An 18,444-nucleotide genomic window follows, 5' to 3' on the forward strand; every position below is an offset into this window, starting at 1 on the left:
AGTTACGTGCTAGACGTCAACTTCTTCGATGAACTCCGCATCGGCCTCGCCACCGCGGACGACATCCGTAACTGGTCCTTCGGCGAGGTCAAGAAGCCGGAGACCATCAACTACCGCACGCTCAAGCCTGAAAAGGACGGCCTGTTCTGCGAGAAGATCTTCGGACCGACTCGCGACTGGGAGTGCTACTGCGGTAAGTACAAGCGCGTCCGCTTCAAGGGCATCATCTGTGAGCGCTGTGGCGTCGAGGTCACTCGCGCCAAGGTGCGCCGTGAGCGGATGGGCCACATCGAACTGGCCGCGCCCGTCACGCACATCTGGTACTTCAAGGGCGTCCCGTCGCGCTTGGGCTACCTGCTGGACCTGGCCCCGAAGGATCTGGAAAAGATCATCTACTTCGCGGCCTACGTGATCACCGCTGTCGACGACGAGATGCGGCACAACGAGCTGTCGACGCTCGAGGCCGAGATGGCCGTCGAGCGCAAGGCCGTCGAGGACCAGCGCGACGCCGACCTGGAGGCCCGCGCCCAGAAGCTCGAGGCCGACATGGCCGAGCTCGAGGCCGAGGGTGCCAAGTCCGACGTGCGCCGCAAGGTGCGCGACGGCGGCGAGCGTGAGATGCGTCAGCTCCGTGACCGGGCCCAGCGTGAGCTGGACCGGCTCGACGAGATCTGGAGCACCTTCACCAAGCTGGCTCCCAAGCAGCTGATCGTGGACGAGGTGCTGTACCGCGAGCTGCAGGACCGCTACGGCGAGTACTTCACCGGCGCCATGGGTGCCGAGTCGATCAAGAAGCTCATCGAGAACTTCGACATCGACGCCGAGGCGGAGTCGCTGCGCGACACCATCAAGAACGGCAAGGGCCAGAAGAAGCTGCGCGCGCTCAAGCGTCTGAAGGTCGTCGCGGCCTTCCAGCAGTCCGGCAACTCGCCCATGGGCATGGTGCTCGACGCCGTCCCGGTGATCCCGCCGGAACTGCGCCCGATGGTTCAGCTCGACGGTGGCCGGTTCGCCACCTCCGACCTGAACGACCTGTACCGCCGCGTCATCAACCGCAACAACCGGCTCAAGCGACTGATCGACCTCGGCGCGCCCGAGATCATCGTCAACAACGAGAAGCGCATGCTTCAGGAGTCGGTGGACGCGCTGTTCGACAACGGCCGTCGTGGTCGTCCGGTCACCGGGCCGGGCAACCGTCCGCTCAAGTCGCTGTCCGATCTGCTCAAGGGCAAGCAGGGCCGGTTCCGTCAGAACCTGCTCGGTAAGCGCGTCGACTACTCGGGCCGTTCGGTCATCGTCGTCGGCCCGCAGCTCAAGCTGCATCAGTGCGGTCTGCCCAAGCTGATGGCCCTCGAGCTGTTCAAGCCGTTCGTGATGAAGCGTCTGGTCGACCTGAACCACGCGCAGAACATCAAGAGCGCCAAGCGCATGGTCGAGCGTCAGCGTCCCCAGGTGTGGGATGTCCTCGAAGAGGTCATCGCCGAGCACCCGGTGCTGCTGAACCGTGCACCTACCCTGCACCGTCTGGGTATCCAGGCCTTCGAGCCGCAGCTGGTGGAAGGCAAGGCCATCCAGCTGCACCCGCTGGTGTGTGAGGCGTTCAACGCCGACTTCGACGGTGACCAGATGGCCGTGCACCTGCCGCTGTCGGCAGAGGCCCAGGCCGAGGCCCGCATCCTGATGCTGTCCTCGAACAACATCCTGTCGCCTGCGTCGGGCAAGCCGCTGGCCATGCCGCGTCTGGACATGGTCACCGGGCTGTACTTCCTCACCACCGAGGTGCCCGGTGACACCGGCGAGTACACCCCGGCCGGTACGGACACCCCGGAGACCGGCGTGTACAGCAGCCCGGCCGAGGCCATCATGGCGCTCGACCGCGGAGCACTGTCGGTGCGGGCCCGGATCAAGGTCCGGCTCACCGACCTGCGGCCGCCGGCCGACATCGAGGCCCAGCTGTTCGAGAACGGCTGGAAGCCCGGCGACGCCTGGACCGCGGAAACCACGCTGGGCCGTGTGCTCTTCAACGAGCTGCTGCCCAAGAGCTATCCGTTCGTCAACGAGCAGATGCACAAGAAGGTCCAGGCCCGGATCATCAACGATCTGGCCGAGCGTTTCCCGATGATCGTGGTCGCGCAGACCGTCGACAAGCTCAAGGACGCCGGCTTCCACTGGGCCACCCGTTCGGGTGTCACGGTTTCGATGGCCGACGTTCTGGTGCCGCCGCAGAAGCAGGAGATCCTGGAGCGCCACGAGGCCGAGGCCGAGGCGATCGAGAAGAAGTACCAGCGTGGCGCGCTCAACCACACCGAGCGCAACGAGTCGCTGGTCAAGATCTGGCAGGACGCGACCGAAGAGGTCGGTAAGGCGATGGAGGAGTACTACCCGGCGGACAACCCGATCATCACGATCGTGAAGTCCGGCGCCACGGGTAACCTCACCCAGACCCGCACCCTGGCCGGCATGAAGGGTCTGGTGACCAACCCGAAGGGTGAGTTCATCCCGCGTCCCATCAAGTCCTCGTTCCGCGAGGGCCTGACGGTGCTGGAGTACTTCATCAACACCCACGGCGCCCGTAAGGGTCTGGCGGACACCGCTCTTCGTACCGCCGACTCGGGTTACCTGACCCGTCGTCTGGTCGACGTGTCGCAGGACGTCATCGTTCGCGAGACCGACTGCGAGACCGAGCGCGGCATCATCGTCACGCTGGCCGAGCGCGGCCACGACGGTTCGCTGATCCGCGATGCGCACGTCGAGACCTCGGCGTTCGCCCGGACGCTGGCGACCGACGCGGTCGACGCCAACGGCAAGGTGATCATCGAGCGTGGTCACGATCTCGGTGATCCCGCGATCGACGCGCTGCTGGCTGCGGGTATCTCGCAGGTGAAGGTGCGTTCGGTGCTGACCTGTGCGTCGGCTTCCGGTGTGTGCGCGAAGTGCTACGGCCGCTCGATGGCCACCGGCAAGCTGGTCGACATCGGCGAGGCCGTCGGCATCGTCGCCGCCCAGTCCATCGGTGAGCCCGGCACGCAGCTGACCATGCGTACCTTCCACCAGGGTGGTGTTACCGGTGGCGCCGACATCGTCGGTGGTCTGCCCCGCGTGCAGGAGCTCTTCGAGGCTCGTATCCCGCGGAACAAGGCGCCCATCGCCGACGTCGCGGGCCGCGTGCGACTGGAGGAGAGCGACAAGTTCTTCAAGATCACCATCGTCCCCGACGATGGTGGCGAGGAAGTTGTCTACGACAAGCTCACCAAGCGTCAGCGCCTGCGGGTCATCACCCACGAGGACGGCTCGGAGGGCGTGCTCTCTGACGGCGACCACGTCGAGGTCGGCGACCAGCTGATGGAAGGCTCCGCCGATCCGCACGAGGTGCTGCGTGTTCAGGGCCCCCGCGAGGTGCAGATCCACCTCGTCAAGGAGGTCCAGGAGGTCTACCGGGCCCAGGGTGTGTCGATCCACGACAAGCACATCGAGGTCATCGTCCGGCAGATGCTGCGTCGCGTCACGATCATCGATTCGGGTGCCACGGAGTTCCTGCCCGGCTCGCTGACCGAGCGCGCCGAGTTCGAGGTGGAGAACCGTCGCGTCGTGGCCGAGGGTGGCGAGCCCGCGGCCGGACGTCCGGTGCTGATGGGTATCACCAAGGCGTCGCTGGCCACCGATTCGTGGCTGTCGGCGGCGTCGTTCCAGGAGACCACTCGCGTGCTCACCGATGCGGCGATCAACTGCCGTAGCGACAAGCTGCAGGGTCTGAAGGAAAACGTGATCATCGGCAAGCTGATCCCGGCCGGTACCGGTATCAACCGGTACCGCAACATCCAGGTGCAGCCCACCGAAGAGGCCCGCGCTGCGGCGTACACGATCCCGTCCTACGAGGATCAGTACTACAGCCCGGACTTCGGCCAGGCGACCGGTGCTGCGGTGCCGCTGGACGATTACGGTTACAGCGACTACCGGTAGTTCGTACGAGAAAGGCCCCCGCGCTCTGCGCGGGGGCCTTTTTCATGCGCGGCTCAGGTGGGTTGCAGGTCGGATACCCCGAAGCGGTCCAGGTTCGCGATCAGAAAATCTCGCAACCCCTCCGGGTCCCGGCCGGTGAGCGTGCGGAACGCCTCGCGATCGACCGGCGGTTTGCGACCACTTTCGGCGACCACGTGCCCTACCGACGAAATGTGCTGTGCCATAGCCAGGTTGACGACGTCGCCGTCGGATGACCGAGCGATCTGTTCCAGGTCGTCGCGCCACTCGTCACGGGTGACGCCCTGGTATCGGATGGGGCGCGAGGTCAGTTCTGCGAGCAGCGCCGCCACGTCGCCATGGCTGAACGCCTCGGTTCCCTTGGCGTAGTACACGGGATCGGGGAACTGTTCGGGATGCAGCAGTGCGGCCAATCCCAACTCCGCGGCGTCGCGGCCGCCGATCCAGGGGATTTCGCCCGGGCCGAACGAATTGCGAATGAGACCCTGCAGGCGAATCGAGCCGCTGTGCAGGACGAGCAGGTTCTCGTGGAACAGTGCGGCGATCCGCAGGATCACCAGATCAAGGCCGGCCCACTCCAAGACCTGCTCGGCCAGCCATTGGGCACGGCCGAGATCGCTGAGGTGGTCGGGGTGCGCGGCTCCCATCGACATCACCACGGTGCGGGGCTGCCTGCCCACCTCGCGAACCGCGGAGGCGTAGTTGGCCGCGGCGGGGATGACCCCGGCATCGATCGGGTAGGCGAAGTAGGCGAGGTCGACATCGGCCAGGGCGGGCAACAGGGTCCGCCGGTCGTGCAGATCACCGACGACGACTTCCGCGCCCAGGGTTTCGAGCCGGTCCGTGCGTTCGCCGAGCGTGCGGGCGAGTACCCGCACCGGGTGACCCAGTTGGCGTAGCCGCTTCACCAAATACTCGCCGGTGTTGCCGTGTCGGCCGGTCGCGCCGGTCACCAGGATCGGATTCACTTGTGCTCCTTGGTCATTCGGGATCGGTTCGGTCAGTCGTTGAACGTGAACAGCACTTTGCCGCCGCGTTGTGTGGTCTGGGTGTGGGCGAACGCCTTCTGGTAGTCCCGCAGCGGATAGGTCGACTCGACGGGCACCGACAGGTCGCCGGAGACGACCAGGCCGGCCAGGTGGGACAGGGTCGAGACGACCTCGGGGCGTGGCGTCCGGCGGTACCAGTTGCCGAGCCAGAACCCGGTGTACCGCACCTCGTTGCCCAGCAGGGCGCCCGTCGACGGAGCTGCCGGCGCTCCGGTCAGTGAGCCGTATGTGACGGTGGTCCCGCGGAATTCGAGCGCGTCGACCAACTCGGCGGCGTGCGAGCCGCCCAACGGATCGAGGACCAGGCGCAGACGCTGGTCACCCAGCGTGCGGGCGATGTCCGCGGCGGCGTTCGGGCCGCTGATCACCACGGCATCTCCGCCGGCTTCGCGGACCTCGGTTGCGGCGTCCTCGCGCCGGACCACGTTGAGCGTCTTCAGCCCCCGACGGCGGGCCAGCGCCACCACCAACCGCCCGACCGCGGAGTTCGCCGCAGTCTGGCCGATCCAGTCACCTGGACCCAGGCTGACCTCCTCGAGCAGCAGGTGTGCGGTCGGTGGATTGATCGTGACCATCGCCAACTGCACGGGATCGGCGTCAGCCGGTACCTCGACCACATCGTCTCGGGAGACGACTACCCGCTGCGACCAGGTGCCGAATTCGTATGTGGGCAGCAGGATCACGCGCTTGCCAATGATGCTGGGGTGCACGCCGCTACCGGCGCCGTCCACGATGCCGACGCCTTCGCCGCCGACCGTCGCGGGCGGTTCCGGGCGCGCGAGGTATTTGCCCCGGATCAGTAGCAGATCCGACGGATTGATCGCGGCCGCCTCCAGGCGCACCGAAACCTGGCCTGCGCCGGGAGAGGGCTCAGGGCCGTCGACGAGCTCGACCGAGTCCTCCGGCTCGCCGAATCGGGTCAGGACGAGATGCTGCATCGGATTCTCCTTCTTCACCGGCTGATAGCTGAGTATAGTAATCAATACTCAGCTATCGTCAATGGGGTGGTGATCGGGAGAGTTGCGTGCACGCGCCGATGCGCCGCCGCACGCGCCGAGTGGCCAGTTATGCCACGCGGCACGCTATTTCGCGTGTCGTAAGTGGCCAGTCGGCGTTATTCGTAGCGGCCGAAGCCGCGAATGCCCGGATCGTCGGAGATCTTGTAGGTCGACAGGGCCACGTTGCGGCCTTCGTTGCCGCCGACTGTGGTGAGCGTGCCATTGTCGTTGATCAACACGATGTTGACGTGCTGACCTTTCGGGCTCGGGCTGTCGTAGAGCACCATGTCCCCGGGCTGCGGTGCGTAATCCCGCGATTCCCACCGCCCCTGCGTCTGCAGGTAGTCGGTGAGCGTCAAGACGCCCGGGATGCGCCAGTGCCCGGAGTTGGGGTTGGTGAATGGCTTGCCGGATTCGCGCATCACCCAGCTGGTGAAATCCGCGCACCAGGGCTCGTCGTTGCCCTCGGAGTACTTGGACATGCCTGCTTGCGCTGCGTACTCCTGGGCCAGAACGTGCACGACGGCTGCTCTGCCCGGGCTCAGCTGCGAGGTGTCGACGTCGGGAAAGTCGGGCCGGGCGACGTGCTCGCGATAGCCGCGATACCCGGCCAATGCCGCGACGGCCACCATCACCAGGGCGGCCAGGACCAGCAGGATGCGCCATGCGCGTCTGTGCATGTTTGCCAGACTATGTGACGTCCGTCGGCGCGCAGCGCGGCAATTTCGGTGTCGGAGCCGGCGCCTAAACTTGGGCACGTGCTCATCGGTTCGCATGTAGACAACACTGACCCGCTGGCCGCGGCGGCAGCTGACGGCGCCGACGTGGTGCAGTTCTTCCTCGGCAATCCGCAGAGCTGGAAGAAACCCAAGCCGCGCGAAGATGCCGACGTACTCAAGGCGTCCAGCGTGCCCTTGTACGTGCATGCGCCGTACCTGATCAATGTCGCTTCGGCGAACAACCGGGTACGTATCCCGTCCCGCAAGATCCTGCAGGACACATGCGACGCGGCCGCCGAGATCGGTGCCACCGCGGTGATCGTGCACGGCGGTCACGCCGACGACAATGACATCGAGGCCGGGTTCGAGCGTTGGGTCAAGGCGCTGGACAGCCTCAAGACCGACGTCCCGGTGTACCTGGAGAACACCGCGGGCGGGGATCACGCCATGGCGCGGCATTTCGACACCATCGCCCGGCTGTGGGATCACATCGGCGACAAGGGGATTGGCTTCTGTCTGGACACCTGCCATGCGTGGGCCGCGGGTGAGGCGCTGATCGACGCGGTGGACCGCATCAAGGCCATCACCGGGCGCATCGACCTGGTGCACTGCAACGACTCCCGGGACGCCGCCGGCTCCGGGGCCGACCGGCACGCCAATTTCGGTCTGGGACAGATCGATCCGCAACTGCTGGCCGCAGTGGTCAAAGCTGCCGACGCGCCGGTGATCTGCGAGACATCCGACGAAGGCCGCAAGGACGACATCGCGTTCCTGCGCGAACACGCCACAGACTGAAACGGTGTTCGCGCGCTGCGGGTGGCTGCTGGTCATCGCGCTGGCGTGCGCCTGTGCCGGGCCGGGTGCTGCCGCGCCGCCCGCGACGCCGAGTCAGTCGGTGCATCACCTCACCGTCGGTGGGCTCGACCGCACCTACCGGCTGTACCGGCCCGGCGGTCTACCCGCGTCGGCGCCACTGGTGGTCATGCTGCACGGCGGTTTCGGCAGTGCTGAACAAGCTGAAAGGGCTTACGGCTGGGACGGTTTGGCGGACAGCGCGAAGTTCGTCGTCGCCTATCCCGACGGGGTGTCCCGGGCCTGGAACGTCGGTGGATGCTGCGGGCAGCCCGCCAAACAGAACATCGACGACGTCGGCTTTGTCGACGCGGTGGTGGCGGACGTTCCCGGCATCGATCGGCGACGCGTCTACGCCACCGGCATGAGCAACGGCGGCATGATGGCGTTCGCATTAGCCTGCAACACCGGCGCCTTCGCGGCCATCGGACCGGTCTCGGCGACGCAACTGTCCTGCCCGAATCCGCGGCCGACGTCGGTCATGCACATCCACGGCACCGCTGATCGGATGATCCGCTACGACGGCGGCCCGGGGATGGGCTTCGCTCACATCAACGGTCCACCGGTGCGGGATGTCGACGCGTCCTGGCGCAACATCGACCAGTGCGCTGGGCCGACCGTTACGGCGGACGGCGGCGTGTCCACCTCTACCGCCACCTGCCCCGGCAATCGCGCCGTGGTGCTCAGCACCGTCGACGGGGGTGGGCACGATTGGCCGCCCTTCGCGACGGCGGCGCTGTGGCGGTTTTTCCGCGAGCATCCGCAGTGACGCCCTGTTACAACTCTTGAACAACTGTCGGCAAACTGTAACACTGGGTGTATGAGCGATACGCACGTCGTCACCAATCAGGTCCCGCCGCTGGAGGACTTCAACTCCGCCGCGTCCCCGGTGCTGACCGAGGCACTGGTCCGTGAGGGCGGTGAGTGGGGGCTCGACGAGGTCAACGCGGTCGGAGCGCTGAACGGCAGCGCCCAGGTGCAGCGGTGGGGCGAGCTCGCCGATCGCAACCAGCCGATCCTGCACACCCATGACCGCTACGGCCACCGCGTCGACGAAGTCGAATACGACCCCGCCTATCACGAGCTGATGACCGCCGCGATCAAACACGGCCTGCATGCCGCGCCGTGGGCCGACGACCGGCCCGGTTCCCATGTGGTGCGTGCCGCCAAGACCTCGGTGTGGACCGCCGAGCCCGGACACATGTGCCCCATCTCGATGACCTATGCCGTCGTCCCCGCGCTGCGGTTCAACCCGGAGTTGGCCGAGATCTACGAACCGCTGCTGACCAGCCGCGTCTACGATCCCGAACTCACGGTGCCGTCGATCAAACCCGGCATCACCGCCGGTATGTCGATGACCGAGAAGCAGGGCGGATCCGATGTCCGCGCCGGCACCACGCAGGCGGTGCCCAACGGCGACGGCACGTACTCGCTCACCGGCCACAAGTGGTTCACCTCTGCGCCGATGGGGGATATCTTCCTGGTGCTGGCCCAAGCTCCGGGCGGATTGAGTTGCTTCTTCCTGCCACGGGTGCTGCCCGACGGCAGTCGTAACCGAATGTTCCTGCAGCGCCTCAAGGACAAGCTCGGCAACCACGCCAACGCGTCCAGCGAGGTCGAGTACGACGGTGCGGTGGCCTGGCTGGTCGGCGAGGAGGGCCGGGGGGTGAAGACCATCATCGAGATGGTCAACCTGACCCGGCTCGACTGCACCTTGGGCAGCGCCACCAGCATGCGCACCGGCCTGAGCCGCGCGGTGCACCACGCCCAGCATCGAAAGGCGTTCGGCGCCTACCTGATCGACCAGCCGCTCATGCGCAACGTGCTCGCCGATCTGGCCGTCGAGGCCGAGGCTGCCACCATGCTGGCCATGCGGATGGCCGGGGCCACCGACAAGGCGGTGCGCGGCGACGAACGCGAAGGGCTGCTGCGGCGCATCGGCCTGGCCGCAGGCAAGTACTGGGTGTGCAAGCGTGCCACGCCGCACGCGGGCGAGGCGATGGAATGCCTGGGCGGTAACGGCTACGTCGAAGAATCGGGTATGCCGCGGCTCTACCGCGAAGCTCCGCTGATGGGCATCTGGGAAGGCTCCGGCAACGTGAGCGCACTGGACACGTTGCGCGCCATGGCAACTCGTCCGGAATGCGTGGAGGTGCTGTTCGACGAGCTGGCACTGGGCCAGGATCCGCGGCTCGACGCGCATGCCGCGGCACTCAAGGCGCAACTCGGCGCGTTCGACGACATCGAATACCGGGCCCGTAAGGTGGCCGAGGACATCAGCCTGGCGTTGCAGGGCTCGCTGCTGGTGCGGCACGGTCACCCGGCCGTCGCCGAGGCATTCCTGGCCAGCCGGCTGGGCGGGCAGTGGGGCGGTGCCTTCGGAACCTTGCCCACCGGGCTGGATCTCGCGCCGATCATCGAGCGCGCGTTGGTCAAAGGATGAGTTCCACCGCCGAGCAGTCACGGAATCGCACAAATCTGGCATCTTTAGTGCGAGTCTGTGACTGCTCGCGGGGGAAGGTGAGGGCATGAGCGTCGACGTCGACAACCTCACCACCATGACCTATGAGGTCACCGATCGCGTCGCTCGCATCACGTTCAACCGGCCGGACAAGGGCAATTCGATCGTGGCGGCCACACCGCTGGAGTTGGCGGCGTGTGTGGAGCGCGCAGACCTGGACCCGGCGGTGCATGTGATCCTGGTGTCCGGCCGGGGTGAAGGGTTCTGTGCCGGATTCGATTTGAGCGCGTACGCCGACGGCACCTCGTCGGCGGGCGGCGCCGATCTTCACGGCACGGTGCTCGACGGGAAGACCCAGGCGATCAATCACCTGCCGGACCAGCCCTGGGACCCGATGATCGACTATCAGATGATGAGCCGGTTCGTGCGTGGGTTCTCCAGCCTGATGCGCGCCGACAAGCCGACGGTGGTCAAGATCCACGGCTACTGCGTCGCCGGCGGCACCGACATCGCGTTGCACGCCGATCAGGTGATCGCGGCGTCCGATGCCAAGATCGGATATCCGCCGATGCGGGTGTGGGGCGTGCCTGCCGCCGGGTTGTGGGCACACCGACTCGGCGATCAACGCGCGAAACGGCTTCTGTTCACCGGCGATTGCATCACCGGCGCCCAGGCGGCCGAGTGGGGGCTCGCCGTCGAAGCGCCAGAGCCCGACGCTCTCGACGAGCGAACCGAACGCCTCGTCGAACGCATCGCGGCAATGCCGGTGAATCAGCTCATCATGGCCAAGCTGGCCTGCAATACCGCGTTGCTGCAGCAAGGGGTGGCCACCAGCCAGATGGTCAGCACCGTCTTCGACGGCATCGCCAGGCATACTCCCGAGGGCCACGCGTTCGTCGCCGACGCCCGAGAGCACGGATTCCGGGAGGCGGTACGCCACCGCGACGAACCCATGGGCGATCACGGGCGCCGGACCTCCGGAGTGTGACGCGTGCCCACCCTGAACCGGATGACGGCCAGGTCGGTGGTGCTGAGCGTGCTGCTCGGTGCGCATCCGGCCTGGGCCACCGCCGCTGAACTCGTCAGGCTCACAGCGGATTTCGACATCAAGGAAACGGCGCTGCGGGTGGCCTTGACGCGCATGGTCGGCGCTGGTGATCTGGTGCGCTCTGAAGATGGTTACCGGTTGGCAGACCGGCTGCTGGCCCGGCAGCGCCGCCAGGACGACGCCATCAACCCTCGGCTGCGGCCGGACAACGGGGAGTGGCTCACCCTCGTCATCACCAGTGTCGGCACCGACGCCCGCACTCGGGCCGCGTTACGAACCACGTTGCAGCAGTGTCGTTTCGCCGAGCTGCGCGAAGGAGTGTGGATGCGGCCCGACAACCTCGAGCAGGTGCTGCCGCAGGAGATCACGGCACGGGTGCGGCAGTTGCACACCCGGGACGACGACCCGGCCGATTTGGTCGCGCGGCTGTGGGATCTGCCCGGGTGGATGCGGACGGGGAATCGGTTGCTCCACGACATCGCCTCTGCCACAGACATTCCGGGTCGGTTCGTGGCCGCCGCGGGCATCGTGCGGCACCTGCTCACCGACCCGGTGCTGCCCGAGGGGCTGCTGCCCGCCGACTGGCCCGGCACGCAATTGCGCACGGCCTACACCGAATTCGCCGCCGAACTCGTCGCGCGGCGCGACCGGACCGAACTCACGGAGGCGACATGACCGAACCCGTCCGGATCGAACGCAACGGCGCGGTGACCACGGTGATCCTGCACCGCCCGCACGCGCGCAACGCCGTCGACGGTCCGACCGCGGCCGCGCTGGTCGCCGCGTTCGAGGAATTCGACGCCGACGACTCCGCATCGGTCGCCGTGTTCTGGGGCGACGGTGGAACATTCTGTGCCGGAGCCGATCTCAAGGCCTTCGGCACGCCGCAGTCCAACACCCTGAGCGCGGCGGGCCCGGGCCCGATGGGTCCGAGCCGGATGGTCCTGTCCAAGCCCGTGATCGCCGCCATCAGTGGCTACGCGGTGGCCGGCGGCCTGGAGTTGGCGCTCTGGTGCGACATGCGGGTGGTCGAGGAGGACGCGGTGCTCGGGGTGTTCTGCCGACGCTGGGGTGTTCCGCTCATCGACGGCGGCACTGTGCGGTTGCCACGGCTGATCGGTGAAAGCCGGGCGATGGATCTGATCCTGACCGGCCGTGCCGTGGACTCCGCCGAGGCTTACGCGATCGGTCTGGCCAACAGGGTGGTTCCGAAAGGCGATGCGCGCACCGCTGCCGAGGAATTGGCGGCCGACCTGGCGGCGCTACCCCAGCAGTGTCTACGCGCCGATCGGCTGTCCGCGTTGCGCCAGTGGGGCCAATCAGAGCAAGCAGCAATGGAATTCGAGTTCGAGAGCATCGAGCGGGTCAAGCACGAGGCGGCACACGGTGCCGGCCGATTCGCGGCGGGTGCGGGTCGCCACGGCGCCAGCGCAAGCTGAAACAGCTCAGAACGAGCTCAGCCTTCCAGCGGCAGCATCATGAGCTCGTCGAGCGCATGCCCGAAGAGGGTGATGTCGAAATCGGGCTCGAAGTACGTGACGGCGAAACCTTGTGGATGATCGGGAGATACCAGCAGATCCGAGTAGGACTCGCGTCCTCCGACCCGCAGCATCCGTAGCGGGTGGACGCTGTCGGGCTCCAGATCGGCCGGGGGCGCCGACAACGGCTCGGGCCAGCCCACGTAGGCCGCATAGGTCTGCATCCGTGCGGGCGCGATGAGCCCGCACGACTCCCCGTCCCATGTGGTGAATCCGGCGTGCACCGTGCGCAGGAAGGTGTCGGCCTGCGGCGGGAGTGCTTCGAAGAACGTCGGATCGGTGGCGCCGAACGTGGCCGGATCCTCGCCGAGCCACACGGCGTGCTGTCCCTCGTCGTCGATCAGGACGTAGTCCAACGTGGGCGCGGGCAACCAGGAATGCTGCACGACGCGCACGTCGACCAAGCGCTCACGCAGGGCCTGCGCGAAGCGGGGGATCATCGCCAGAAAGTTGTTGTTCCACAACGCCATCGCGGCGGAGCGGCGCTCATCGGGATGGGGTGATGCGGCTGTCGGCCACCACGCATCGGGAATGCGGTGACGTGTGTCTTCGCCGGGCTCAAGGATGGCGAACTGATTGGGTGCCCAGTCGGCGAACGCCTGCGTCAGCGCCGCTGTGTCGATACCCGCCACGGAGTCAGCCTTTCGTCAGTGGACAGCGCTGTCCGCGAGCGCATGGATGATTTCGGTCAGCTCGCTGCGCTTGCGATGCTGCAAGGCGATCTGCTGCTGTTTCCACGTTTCGTCTACCCCGACCATGTCCTCGGCATGGCGTGCACCCTTGTTGAACCGGCTGACCCGGGTGGGCAACCACTGCAGGTTCAGTGCACCGTGGATGACTTCCCACATGTGCTCGGGAGACAACTCCAGAAAGCGTGGCAGATAGAGCAATTCCACTTTGGGCACGATGTGGTTGACCGACACGTCAGGCGACCCGTCGACCTTTGCGCCGATCGGCTGCCACGGTTGGGACGGGTGAATGTCGCCGACCTCGGGCCGGGGTTCGCCCTGCAGAGCGACGTTCGGATACTTCGCCATCGGGCAGGGCAGTTTGCGGATGGCATCCCACAGCGGCCGCATCGGGCTGTCTGCGGGCACGTAGATCTGCCCCGCGCCCAAGTCGTCAGTCACCCTTCGAGCCTAAACGCGGACACTCGGCGTCGGACGCACCAAATCGCGCGCATGAGCCGCCCACCGGCTACAGCGGTTGCGGGACGATCCACCGCAAACCCTTGGAGGCTGGTGCCGGTGAGCGGCTGGTTGTTGCGAACTCAGGCAGACGTCGTCGGCTGCTGTGCTGCGGCCGGCACGAGACCGAGTTGCTGAAGCATGCCCAAGGTGTCCCAGGTGGCCCAGCTTTCGGCGATCTTGCCGTCGGCCATCCGATCTGTGACGGTCAGCATGATTCTGGCGTGGCGACCGGTCGGGGCCTGGCCCATGAGTCCGCCGGTGTCGTCGCCTTGTGCTTCGAGCATCGTGCAGACGAAGTCGCCTTCGGCCACCTGGTGTCTGATGTCAAATCGTATGTTGGAGAACGTCTGCCGATACATGTCCATGAGGCTTCTCATGTGCTGGGGGCCACGTTGGTCTCCGAACGGGTCTTGCGTGTCGTGGTAGGCAGCGCCCTCAGCGACAAGGTCGTCGAGCTCGGCCAGATCGCCTGATGCGAATACCTCCCAGATCCTCCGGGAAACAGCTTTGTTTTGATCTTCGGCCATGATTGCGGCCCTTTCGGTGAATACCGCACGGCAGAGAATGTCCGCACGAAAACGGTATTCCTGTGAGAGCGCTTGTGACACCCGCGGGCGATCAGATGCTGCCACAGGCAACAATCCTCAGATTGCTGACCTGCGTCAACCCACCCAACTCGGCGGACGTTTTTGCAGAAAAGCCAGCATTCCCTCGCGAGCTTCGTCGGAGACGAACAGCTCGGCGGACATCCGCGTCAATTCCTCGGCACGCTCATCGAACGACCGCAGTATTGTCGCGGTGGTCAACGCTTTCGACGCGGCGAGGCCCTGCGGTGAGCCCTTCGCGATCTCGGCGGCAAGGCCGGCGACGCTGCTTTCGACGTCATCGGCGGCCATGGTGATCAGCCCGATCGCGGCGGCCTCGGCCGCGCCGAACTTTTCGCCCGTGACGAAGTAGCGGCCCGCGGAGCGTGGCGTCATTTTCGGCAGCAGGGTCAGCGAGATGATCGACGGCGCCACGCCGATCCGGGCTTCGGTCAGGGCGAAGGTGCTGTTCTGGCCTGCCACCACGAGGTCGCACGCGCCGACCAGGCCAAGGCCGCCGGCCCGGACATGACCGTCGATCGCCCCGATGACCGGCATCGGCAGCTCGAGGATGGCGCGCAGGGTCTTGGTCATCTCACGGGCGCGGTCGACGGCGATGTCACCCGGCTCACGGCCCGCCGCTTCGCTGAGATCGGCTCCCGCACAGAACGTTCCACCGGTATGGCCGAGCACCACCACACGCACCGCCGGGTCGGCGGCCGCCCGGTCCAGGCCCTGATGCAGTTGGTCGACCAGGGCCGTGGACAGCGCGTTGCGGTTGTGCGGTGAGTCCAGGGTCAGCCGCGCGACGGCACCCTCGACGCGATAGCGAACGAGTTCGCTCATCAGTACGACCGAGGGAGACCGAGCGAGGTCTGCGCCACGAAGTTGAGGATCATCTCGCGGCTGACCGGGGCGATGCGGGCCAGCTTCGACGCGGTGACCGCCGCGGCGATGCCGTACTCCTTGGTCAACCCGTTGCCGCCGAGCGACTGCACGGCCTGATCGACGGCGCGCACCGACGCCTCACCGGCGGCGTACTTGGCCATGTTGGCGGCCTCGGCAGCGCCGAAATCGTCGCCGCTGTCATACAGCGTCGCGGCCTTCTGCATCATCAGCTTGGCCAGCTCGATCTCGATGTGGTTCTGCGCCAACGGATGTGACAGACCCTGGTGCGAGCCGATCGGAACCTTCCAGACCTGGCGCGTCTTGACGTAGTCGACGGCCTTCTTGATGGCGAACCGGCCCATGCCCACCGCGCTCGCGGCGCCCATGATCCGCTCCGGATTCAGCCCGGCGAACAACTGCGCGATGGCCGCGTCCTCCGAACCGACCAGAGCGTCGGACGGCAGTCGCACATCGTCGAGGAACACCTGGAACTGGCTTTCCGGGCTGGTGATCTCCATCTCGATCTTGGTCCAGTGCAGGCCGGGTGTGTCGGTGGGCAGCACGAACAAGGCCGGCTTGAGGTTGCCCGTCTTGTGATCCTCGGTGCGGCCGACGACGAGAACGGCCTGCGCCTGGTCGATGCCGGAGATAAAGGTCTTCTGGCCCTTGAGGATCCAGTCGCTGCCGTCGCGGCGGGCCGTGGTGGTGATGCGGTGGCTGTTGGACCCGGCATCGGGCTCGGTGATGGCGAAGGCCATCGTGATCGAACCGTCGGCGATGCCGGGGATCCAGCGCTTCTTCTGCTCTTCGGTGCCGAACTTCGAGATGATGGTTCCGTTGATGGCGGGGGAGACCACCATCATCAGCAGCGCCGACCCAGCTGCCGACATCTCTTCCATCACCATGCTGAGCTCGTACATGCCCGCGCCGCCGCCACCGTACTCCTCGGGCAGGTTCACCCCGATGAAGCCCAGTTTGCCTGCCTCGTTCCACAGTTCGGTGGTGTGCTGGCCCGACCGGGCTTTCTCCAGGTAATAGTCCTGCCCGTAGTTGGCGGCCATCGCGGCCACCGCCTGGCGCAGCGCCTGCTGTTCTTCGGTTTCGATGAAGCTCACTGCTGTTCTCCTTCTTGAGATTCCACCCGGGCAAGGACAGCGCCGACCTCGACCTGTTGGCCCGCGGCGACATTGAGTTCGGCCAGCACCCCGTCGTCGGGCGCGGCGATGGTGTGCTCCATCTTCATCGCTTCGAGCCAGATCAACGGTTGGCCGGCGGTGACGGTGTCCCCGACCGATGCGCCGACCCGCAGCACCGAGCCGGGCATCGGCGCCAGCAGCGAACCGTGTGCGACGGCGTCGTCCGGATCGGGGAAGCGTGGTTGGGCGGCCAGGTGCACCGGACCGAGCGGGGAGTCGACGTAAACGTCCGGGGCATCGGGCTTCCCGTAGCGGGCGATGTCGAACGGCCGCTCGACACCGTCAACCGAGAGCACCACGCGGTCGGGTGTCGCGTAGACGAGGGTGATGCCGGGGTTGTCCGGCAAATCCACGCCCGTGCGGGTGAACCGGTACCGCACGGTGTGCTCGGTCTCGGCCTGCCGGTAGGTCCGCGTCTGGTAGCCCGAGGCCAGGTTGCGCCACCCGCTCGGGGCCGCGGCGAAAACCGTTGCACTGCCGCGGCTGTTGGCGGCATCGGCGAGCGCTGCGGCGACGGAACTCAGCGTCACCGACTCCGGCGCGGTCAGTGGGGCCGCCAGCTTGTCGAGACCGTGGGTGTCGAAGAACGCCGTGTCGGTGGCGCCGTCGAGGAAACCCTGGTGGCGCAACACGTTGACCAAAAGGTCCCGGTTGGTGCGGACACCGTGAATTTGGGTGCGGGCCAACGCATCCGCGAGCATTCCCGCGGCCTGCCGACGCGTTGGTGCATAGGAGATGACCTTTGCCAGCATGGGGTCGTAGAAGATCGACACCACCGAGCCGTCCTCGATGCCCGCGTCGACCCGCAGACCGGCGCGGCTCAGCTCGTCGAACTCGACCGGCGCGCCGGGCACGGCGAACCGGTGCACGGTGCCAGCCTGCGGCTGCCAACCCTTGGCAGGATCTTCGGCGTAGAGCCGGGCTTCGATCGACGAGCCCCACGCCGGTGGCGGCTCGGGATCCAGCCTGCCGCCGTCGGCGACCACGATCTGCAGTTCGACCAGGTCCAAGCCCGTGGTGGCCTCGGTGACAGGGTGCTCGACCTGTAGGCGGGTGTTCATCTCCAGGAAGAAGAAGTCGCCGTCGTCGGAGGCCATGAACTCGACGGTGCCTGCGCCGGTGTAGCCGATGGCCTCAGCTGCCAGCCGGGCCGCCTCGAACAGCTTGCCCCGCATACCCGGCGTGCGTTCGACGAGCGGCGACGGCGCCTCTTCGATGATCTTCTGGTGGCGGCGCTGGATGGAGCATTCACGCTCGCCTACCGCCCACACGGTGCCGTGGGCATCGGCCATGACCTGCACCTCGACGTGATGGCCCGCGGCCAGGTAACGCTCGCAGAACACCGTGGGGTCACCGAACGCCGACTGCGCCTCTCGTTGCGCCGCAGCGACTTCGGTCGGCAGCGAGGCGATGTCGCGCACCACTCGCATGCCGCGCCCACCACCACCTGCTGAGGCCTTCACAAGCACCGGAAGTTGTTCGGCGGTCACGGTTTCCGGATCGAGCTCGGCGAGCACCGGCACGCCGGCCGCGGCCATCATCTTCTTGGCTTCGATCTTGGAGCCCATGGCCTGCACGGCGGGCACCGGTGGTCCGATCCAGGTGAGCCCGGCGTCGATCACCGCTGCGGCGAAATCGGCGTTCTCCGATAGGAATCCGTAGCCGGGATGGACAGCGTCGGCGCCTGCGGCGCGGGCCGCGGCGATGATCTGCGCGGCGTCGAGGTAGGCGGTGTTGCCGGTGAGACGCACCCGCGCATCGGCCTCGGCGACGTGTGGCGACCCGGCGTCGGGGTCGGTGTACACCGCGACGGTGCCGATACCGAGCCGACGGCACGTCGCGAACACGCGCCGGGCGATCTCCCCGCGGTTGGCAACCAGAACTGTTTTCATATCGCTCCTCCGCCGAGACGACGGTTTTTGGCGGGATTTGGTCCGAATAGC

At 66.7% G+C, this 18,444-nt stretch carries 16 protein-coding genes; 7 read left to right on the top strand and 9 right to left on the bottom strand.

The features are described from left to right. Nucleotides 1-6 precede the first annotated feature (6 nt). A complete protein-coding gene (locus tag A5784_RS24570) occupies nt 7-3,960 on the top strand; it encodes a DNA-directed RNA polymerase subunit beta' (protein WP_064947484.1) in 3,954 nt (1,317 codons plus the stop codon). Nucleotides 3,961-4,013: 53 nt separating this feature from the next. On the opposite strand, the gene A5784_RS24575 is transcribed toward A5784_RS24570, so the two are convergent. From A5784_RS24575 to A5784_RS24585, 3 genes are all read right to left on the bottom strand, one after another. Beyond that, the gene (locus A5784_RS24575; protein ID WP_064947485.1) at nt 4,014-4,946 is read right to left on the bottom strand and encodes an NmrA family NAD(P)-binding protein; all 933 of its coding nucleotides are present in this window, start codon (nt 4,944-4,946) and stop codon (nt 4,014-4,016) included. A 32-nt stretch (nt 4,947-4,978) separates the two neighbouring features. Next, nucleotides 4,979-5,965, bottom strand: a complete 987-nt coding sequence (locus tag A5784_RS24580; RefSeq protein ID WP_064947508.1) for a zinc-dependent alcohol dehydrogenase family protein — start codon at nt 5,963-5,965, stop codon at nt 4,979-4,981. Nucleotides 5,966-6,141: 176 nt separating this feature from the next. Continuing rightward, a complete protein-coding gene (locus A5784_RS24585) occupies nt 6,142-6,705 on the bottom strand; it encodes a CHAP domain-containing protein (protein WP_064947486.1) in 564 nt (187 codons plus the stop codon). 78 nt (nt 6,706-6,783) lie between these two features. Between A5784_RS24585 and A5784_RS24590 the strand changes: the two genes are divergently transcribed. The 6 genes from A5784_RS24590 to A5784_RS24615 all read left to right on the top strand — a co-directional run bounded on the left by A5784_RS24590 (nt 6,784) and on the right by A5784_RS24615 (nt 12,544). Next, nucleotides 6,784-7,539, top strand: a complete 756-nt coding sequence (locus A5784_RS24590) for a deoxyribonuclease IV (protein WP_064947487.1) — start codon at nt 6,784-6,786, stop codon at nt 7,537-7,539. A gap of 4 nt (nt 7,540-7,543) precedes the next feature. Then, on the top strand, nt 7,544-8,365 hold the full coding sequence (locus A5784_RS24595; protein ID WP_082945055.1) for a PHB depolymerase family esterase: 822 nt from the start codon (nt 7,544-7,546) through the stop codon (nt 8,363-8,365). 51 nt (nt 8,366-8,416) lie between these two features. Continuing rightward, a complete protein-coding gene (locus A5784_RS24600) occupies nt 8,417-10,039 on the top strand; it encodes an acyl-CoA dehydrogenase family protein (protein ID WP_064947488.1) in 1,623 nt (540 codons plus the stop codon). A gap of 85 nt (nt 10,040-10,124) precedes the next feature. Then, a complete protein-coding gene (locus A5784_RS24605) occupies nt 10,125-11,045 on the top strand; it encodes a crotonase/enoyl-CoA hydratase family protein (protein ID WP_064947489.1) in 921 nt (306 codons plus the stop codon). A gap of 21 nt (nt 11,046-11,066) precedes the next feature. Next, nucleotides 11,067-11,780 (top strand): PaaX family transcriptional regulator C-terminal domain-containing protein, encoded by a 714-nt coding sequence (locus A5784_RS24610; protein ID WP_064947510.1) that lies wholly within the window; start codon nt 11,067-11,069, stop codon nt 11,778-11,780. Further along, on the top strand, nt 11,777-12,544 hold the full coding sequence (locus tag A5784_RS24615) for a crotonase/enoyl-CoA hydratase family protein (protein ID WP_064947490.1): 768 nt from the start codon (nt 11,777-11,779) through the stop codon (nt 12,542-12,544). The genes A5784_RS24610 and A5784_RS24615 overlap by 4 nt, the downstream gene beginning before the upstream one ends. Nucleotides 12,545-12,561: 17 nt before the next feature. Here the strand turns inward: A5784_RS24615 and A5784_RS24620 are convergent, their stop codons facing one another. The 6 genes from A5784_RS24620 to A5784_RS24645 all read right to left on the bottom strand — a co-directional run bounded on the left by A5784_RS24620 (nt 12,562) and on the right by A5784_RS24645 (nt 18,393). Continuing rightward, on the bottom strand, nt 12,562-13,275 hold the full coding sequence (locus tag A5784_RS24620) for a hypothetical protein (protein WP_064947491.1): 714 nt from the start codon (nt 13,273-13,275) through the stop codon (nt 12,562-12,564). Between the two features lie 15 nt (nt 13,276-13,290). Continuing rightward, nucleotides 13,291-13,773 carry a hypothetical protein gene (locus tag A5784_RS24625; RefSeq protein WP_064947492.1) on the bottom strand — a complete coding sequence of 161 codons (483 nt, stop codon included), beginning with the start codon at nt 13,771-13,773 and terminating at the stop codon, nt 13,291-13,293. Between the two features lie 140 nt (nt 13,774-13,913). Beyond that, nucleotides 13,914-14,465, bottom strand: a complete 552-nt coding sequence (locus A5784_RS37795) for an ester cyclase (protein WP_156750754.1) — start codon at nt 14,463-14,465, stop codon at nt 13,914-13,916. A gap of 30 nt (nt 14,466-14,495) precedes the next feature. Continuing rightward, a complete protein-coding gene (locus tag A5784_RS24635) occupies nt 14,496-15,263 on the bottom strand; it encodes an enoyl-CoA hydratase family protein (protein ID WP_064947494.1) in 768 nt (255 codons plus the stop codon). Further along, a complete protein-coding gene (locus A5784_RS24640) occupies nt 15,263-16,441 on the bottom strand; it encodes an acyl-CoA dehydrogenase family protein (RefSeq protein ID WP_502687541.1) in 1,179 nt (392 codons plus the stop codon). The genes A5784_RS24635 and A5784_RS24640 overlap by 1 nt, the downstream gene beginning before the upstream one ends. Continuing rightward, nucleotides 16,417-18,393 (bottom strand): ATP-binding protein, encoded by a 1,977-nt coding sequence (locus tag A5784_RS24645; RefSeq protein WP_064947496.1) that lies wholly within the window; start codon nt 18,391-18,393, stop codon nt 16,417-16,419. Before A5784_RS24645 ends, A5784_RS24640 begins: the two co-directional genes overlap by 25 nt. Between the last annotated feature and the right edge of the window lie 51 nt (nt 18,394-18,444).

Origin of the sequence: Mycobacterium sp. 852013-50091_SCH5140682 (assembly GCF_001665685.1) — a bacterium.
Taxonomy (GTDB): Bacteria; Actinomycetota; Actinomycetes; order Mycobacteriales; family Mycobacteriaceae; genus Mycobacterium.

What these genes read in the sequence shown, in the direction of transcription:
- A5784_RS24600 (WP_064947488.1), top strand. Translation starts at nt 8,417, where the DNA reads ATGAGCGATACGCACGTCGTCACCAATCAGGTCCCGCCGCTGGAGGAC.
- A5784_RS24635 (WP_064947494.1), bottom strand. Translation starts at nt 15,263, where the DNA reads ATGAGCGAACTCGTTCGCTATCGCGTCGAGGGTGCCGTCGCGCGGCTG.
- A5784_RS24645 (WP_064947496.1), bottom strand. Translation starts at nt 18,393, where the DNA reads ATGAAAACAGTTCTGGTTGCCAACCGCGGGGAGATCGCCCGGCGCGTG.
- A5784_RS24605 (WP_064947489.1), top strand. Translation starts at nt 10,125, where the DNA reads ATGAGCGTCGACGTCGACAACCTCACCACCATGACCTATGAGGTCACC.
- A5784_RS24585 (WP_064947486.1), bottom strand. Translation starts at nt 6,705, where the DNA reads ATGCACAGACGCGCATGGCGCATCCTGCTGGTCCTGGCCGCCCTGGTG.
- A5784_RS24610 (WP_064947510.1), top strand. Translation starts at nt 11,067, where the DNA reads ATGACGGCCAGGTCGGTGGTGCTGAGCGTGCTGCTCGGTGCGCATCCG.
- A5784_RS24615 (WP_064947490.1), top strand. Translation starts at nt 11,777, where the DNA reads ATGACCGAACCCGTCCGGATCGAACGCAACGGCGCGGTGACCACGGTG.
- A5784_RS24580 (WP_064947508.1), bottom strand. Translation starts at nt 5,965, where the DNA reads ATGCAGCATCTCGTCCTGACCCGATTCGGCGAGCCGGAGGACTCGGTC.